6 protein-coding genes are annotated in these 4,412 nt (G+C 74.8%); 3 read left to right on the forward strand and 3 right to left on the reverse strand.

Annotated features, from left to right (window positions below; translation table 11 throughout):
* On the forward strand, positions 1–302 hold a 302-nt coding region (locus DAT37_RS39570; protein ID WP_332873392.1), incomplete at its 5' end, for a cyclase family protein.
* On the forward strand, positions 299–2,005 hold the full coding sequence (locus DAT37_RS39575; protein WP_109530089.1) for a thiamine pyrophosphate-binding protein: 1,707 nt from the start codon (positions 299–301) through the stop codon (positions 2,003–2,005). The genes DAT37_RS39570 and DAT37_RS39575, both read left to right, overlap by 4 nt.
* Positions 2,006–2,030: 25 nt before the next feature.
* Here DAT37_RS39575 and dhaM read toward each other — a convergent pair whose 3' ends face one another.
* The 3 genes from dhaM to dhaK are packed head-to-tail and all read right to left on the reverse strand — an operon-like array spanning position 2,031 to position 4,026.
* A complete protein-coding gene (dhaM, locus tag DAT37_RS39580) occupies positions 2,031–2,414 on the reverse strand; it encodes a dihydroxyacetone kinase phosphoryl donor subunit DhaM (RefSeq protein WP_109530090.1) in 384 nt (127 codons plus the stop codon).
* A complete protein-coding gene (gene dhaL / locus DAT37_RS39585) occupies positions 2,414–3,046 on the reverse strand; it encodes a dihydroxyacetone kinase subunit DhaL (RefSeq protein ID WP_109530092.1) in 633 nt (210 codons plus the stop codon). The genes dhaM and dhaL overlap by 1 nt, the downstream gene beginning before the upstream one ends.
* Entirely contained in the window at positions 3,046–4,026 is a 981-nt protein-coding gene (dhaK, locus tag DAT37_RS39590) for a dihydroxyacetone kinase subunit DhaK (protein WP_109530091.1), read from the reverse strand. The genes dhaL and dhaK overlap by 1 nt, the downstream gene beginning before the upstream one ends.
* A 124-nt stretch (positions 4,027–4,150) precedes the next feature.
* On the opposite strand from dhaK, the gene DAT37_RS39595 reads away from it, so the two are divergent.
* Positions 4,151–4,412, forward strand: a 262-nt coding sequence (locus DAT37_RS39595; protein WP_198654675.1) for a lysophospholipid acyltransferase family protein, incomplete at its 3' end; no start/stop codon positions are given.

The raw sequence follows: 4,412 nt of genomic DNA on the forward strand, positions 1-4,412 counted from the left end.
CCGACGAGACCGGCCCGCACACCCCCGGCGTCTCGGTGGAGTGCGCGCGCTGGCTGGCCGAGGAGACGCCCGTCCTCGGGATCGGCGTCGAGACCGTCGGCACCGACGCGGGCACGGCCCACTCGTTCGACCCGGCGTTCCCCTGCCACTCGTTCCTGCTCGGCGCGGGCAAGTACGGCCTGACCCAGCTGCGCAACCTCGACCGCCTGCCGGCGACCGGCGCGGTGGTGGTGGCCCCGCCGCTGCCCATCGTGGGCGGCTCCGGCAGTCCCGTCCGCGTTCTCGCCCTGGTCGAACGGTGATCGTCGCGGAGGCGGTCGGCCGGGTGCTGGCCACGCTCGGCGTACGGGCCGCGTTCGGGGTGGTGGGCAGCGGCAACTTCCACGTCACCAACGCCCTCGTGGCGCGGGGCGCGGGCTTCGTCGCCGCGCGGCACGAGGGCGGCGCGGCCACCATGGCCGACGCCTACGCCCGCACCAGCGGCACGGTCGCCGTCCTGTCGGTGCACCAGGGGCCGGGCCTCACCAACGCCATGACCGGTCTCGCCGAGGCCGCCAAGAGCCGCACGCCGCTGGTCGTGCTGGCCGGCGAGGCCACCGACGCCCGCTCCAACTTCCACATCGACCAGGACGCCATGGCACGGGCGGTCGGGGCCGTGCCCATGCGGATCACCTCCGCCGCCGAGGCCGTCGAGGACACCGTCGCCGCCTTCCGCACCGCCCGGCACGGCAGGCGCACGGTGCTGCTCAACCTGCCCCTCGACGTCCAGACGGAGGTCGTGCCGTGGCTGGGCCCGCTCGACGAGCACCCCGCCGTGATCGCCTCCGCCGCGCGGGCGGCAGCCCCGCCGGACGGGCCGCCGTACGAGCCGCTGTACGAGCCTGCGGCCGTCCCCGCCGAGGCGGACGTCGCGGCGCTGGCGAGCCTGCTGGCGGCCTCCCGGCGACCGGTGTTCGTGGCCGGGCGCGGCGCCCGCCACGCCCGGCGCGAGCTGGAGGACCTCGCCGAACGCAGCGGGGCGCTGCTCGCCACCTCGGCCGTCGCGCGCGGCCTGTTCCGGGGCAGCCCGTGGGACCTCGACGTGAGCGGCTCGTTCGCCACGCCGCTGGCCGCCGAGCTGATCCACGACGCCGACCTGGTCGTCGGCTGGGGCTGCGCGCTGAACATGTGGACCACCCGCCACGGCGGGCTGATCGGCGAGCGGGCGTCGGTCGCCCAGATCGACCTCGACGAGCAGGCTCTCGGCGCCCACCGGGCGGTCACGCTCGGCTTGGTCGGCGACACGGCCGCGACGGCCGAGGCCGTGTCCGCCGCGCTCGGGGCCGCCACCGGCCCGCCCGGGGAGCGCCGCTACCGTTCCCCCGGACTGGCCCGGCGCATCCAGGCCGAGGGCCGCTGGCGGGCCGTGCCGTACACCGACGAGAGCGGCGGCGGCCGGATCGACCCCAGAACCCTCACCATCGCCCTGGACGACCTGCTGCCCGCCGAGCGGACCGTCGCCGTCGACTCGGGCAACTTCATGGGCTACCCGGCGATGTTCCTCGACGTGCCGGACGAGCGGGGCTTCTGCCTCACTCAGGCCTTCCAGTCGATCGGGCTCGGGCTGGCCACCGCGATCGGCGCCGCCGTGGCCCGGCCCGACCGGCTGCCGGTCGCCGCCCTGGGCGACGGCGGGGCGCTGATGAGCGCCGCCGAGCTCGAAACCGTCGTACGGCTGGGCCTGCCGATGGTCGTCGTGATCTACGACGACGAGGCATACGGCGCTGAGGTGCACCACTTCGGCCCGCACGGGCACCCGCTCGGCCTCGTGAGGTTCCCGCCCGCGGACCTCGCGGCGATCGCCCGGGGGCACGGCTTCGACGCGGTGACCGTGACGGAGCCGCCGGAGGTCGCCGGGGTGGCCGGATGGCTCAAGGGGCCACGCGACAGGCCGCTGCTCGTGCACGCCAAGGTCACCAGGGAGCGCCCGTCGTGGTGGCTGGAGGAGGCGTTCAAGGGCCACTGAACCCCGCGGACGGCGCCGCGGGCAGTCACGGGCCGGTGAGCTTGCGGAAGTGCCGGGCCTCGTCGGCGGCGGCCAGCACCTGATCCAGGGCGGCCCCCGCGCCCGCGGTCACCGCCGCCGCGACCGCTCCCTCCACGAACGGAACGTCGGCCAGCACCACCCGGCCCGCCTCCTCCAGCAGGCGGGCCGTCAGCACCGAGCTGCCCAGGTCGGCGATGAGCAGCACGCCGTCCCCCTGCTCGACGGCGTGGATCGCCTTCTCCACGAGGTCGACGCTCGTGCCGAGCCCTCCGTCCTCGGTGCCGCCGGCCGGCGCCACTGGAACCTCCGCCCCGGCGACGCCGCGCGCCAGCGCCGCCGTCTCCGCGGCCAGCCCCGCGCTGTGGGAGATCAGGACGATCCCGACCATCAGTCCTCCACCTCCTTGGCCGCCACCGCCGCCAGCGACGCCACGATGATCGCCGAGGACGCCGCCCCCGGGTCCTCGTGCCCGATGCTGCGCTCCCCGAGGTAGCTGGCGCGGCCCCTGCGGGCCCGCAGAGGGATCGTCGCCCGCGCCCCCTCCGCGGCCGCGGCCGCCGCCCGCTGGAACGCCTCGTGCGCCCGCGCCCCTTCCTGTACGGCCTGCGCCAGCGCCCGGGACGCCGGGGCCAGCGCGTCGATCATGGTCTTGTCGCCCGGGGCCGCCTTGCCCAGCCGCTCCACCGCGACGACCCCCGCGTCGAACGCCGAGGCGAAGCCGGCCAGCGACACCGGGTCCTGCAGCGCCTTGCCCATCTGGCGGAACGCCGAGCCGTACAGGGGGCCCGAGGCGCCGCCCACGCGGCGGATCAGCGTCGCGCCGGCGGTCAGCATCGCCTGCACGGGGGAGGTCGGCGGCCACTCCTCCAGCGCCCGGCACACCTCGGTGAAGCCGCGCTCCAGGTTCGTGCCGTGGTCGGCGTCGCCGATGGCGGCGTCCAGCTCCGTCAGGCGGTCGCGCTGCAGGGTGATCGCCCTGGCCGCGTCCTCCAGCCACAGGACGAAGAACCCGGCGTCCATCAGCGCCCCCACCGCAGGCCGGGCGTCTCGACGGGCGCGTCCCACAGCCTGGTCAGCTCGTCGTCCAACCGGCAGACCGTGACCGAGAACCCCTGCATGTCGAGGCTCGTCACGTAGTTGCCCACCAGCGACCGCGCCACCCGCGCCCCCTTGCCCCGCACGAACGCCTCGATCTCGGCGAACGTCAGGTACAGCTCCATCAGCGGGGTGCCGCCCATGCCGTTCACCATGACGAGCAGGTCGCCGCGCAGCGGCAGGTCGCCGTGGACGGCCTCCATGGCGACGGCGGACAGCTCGCGCGCCGACACCAGCGGCACCCGGGTGCGGCCGGGCTCCCCGTGGATGCCGATGCCCAGCTCCACCTCGCCCTCCGGCAGGTCGAACGTCGGCTTGCCCGCCGCGGGGGTCGTGCACGAGGTCAGCGCGATGCCGAACGAGCGGCTGCGGTCGTCCACCTCGGCCGCCACCCTCGCCACCTCGGTCAGCGGGGCGCCCTCCTCGGCCAGCGCGCCCGCGATCTTCTCCACGAACACCGTCGCGCCGGTGCCGCGCCGGCCCGCCGTGTAGAGCGAGTCCTGGACGGCCACGTCGTCGTCCACGAGGACGCTGGCCACGTCCACGTCGTCGCAGAGCTCGGCGGCCATCTCGAAGTTGAGCACGTCGCCGGTGTAGTTCTTGACGATGTGCAGGACGCCGGCGCCGCCGTCGACCGCCCTGGTGGCGTCGATGATCTGGTCGGGCACGGGAGAGGTGAACACCTCGCCGGGGCAGGCCGCGTCGAGCATGCCGTACCCGACGAACCCGACGTGCAGCGGCTCGTGCCCGGAGCCTCCGCCGGAGACCAGCCCGACCTTCCCCACGCGCGGACCGGACGCGCGGTAGACCACCCGATCGCGCACGGTCAGCGACGGGTGCGCCGCCGCCAGGCCGCTGAGCGCGTCGTCAACCACGGACGGCGCCGTGTTGATGAGCTTCTTCATGGTCACAACATCTGCCCGTTTTCACCCGACCGCAAGCGTCCTGTGAGAGGAGACGGCGAGGTGCGGGCAGGTGGCAGCCCGATCGGGCTGCCCAGCGCGGGAGAACCTAGGCTACCTTCAGCACATGGCTGAGATCGTGTACCCGCCGGTGATCGCCGCCGCGCGGACCCTCTTTCGCGTGCTCGACTACCGCTTCCACCTCGAGGGCACCGAGCACGTACCGCGGACCGGGGGAGCGGTGCTGGTCAGCAACCACATCAGCTACCTCGACTTCATCTTCGCCGGCTTCGCCGCGCGCCCGTCCAGGCGGCTGGTGCGCTTCATGGCCAAGCAGGACGTGTTCGACCACCGCGTCTCGGGTCCGCTCATGCGCGGCATGCACCACA

This window comes from Nocardia aurea, from assembly GCF_003123685.1.
GTDB lineage: Bacteria > Actinomycetota > Actinomycetes > Mycobacteriales > Mycobacteriaceae > Nocardia > Nocardia aurea.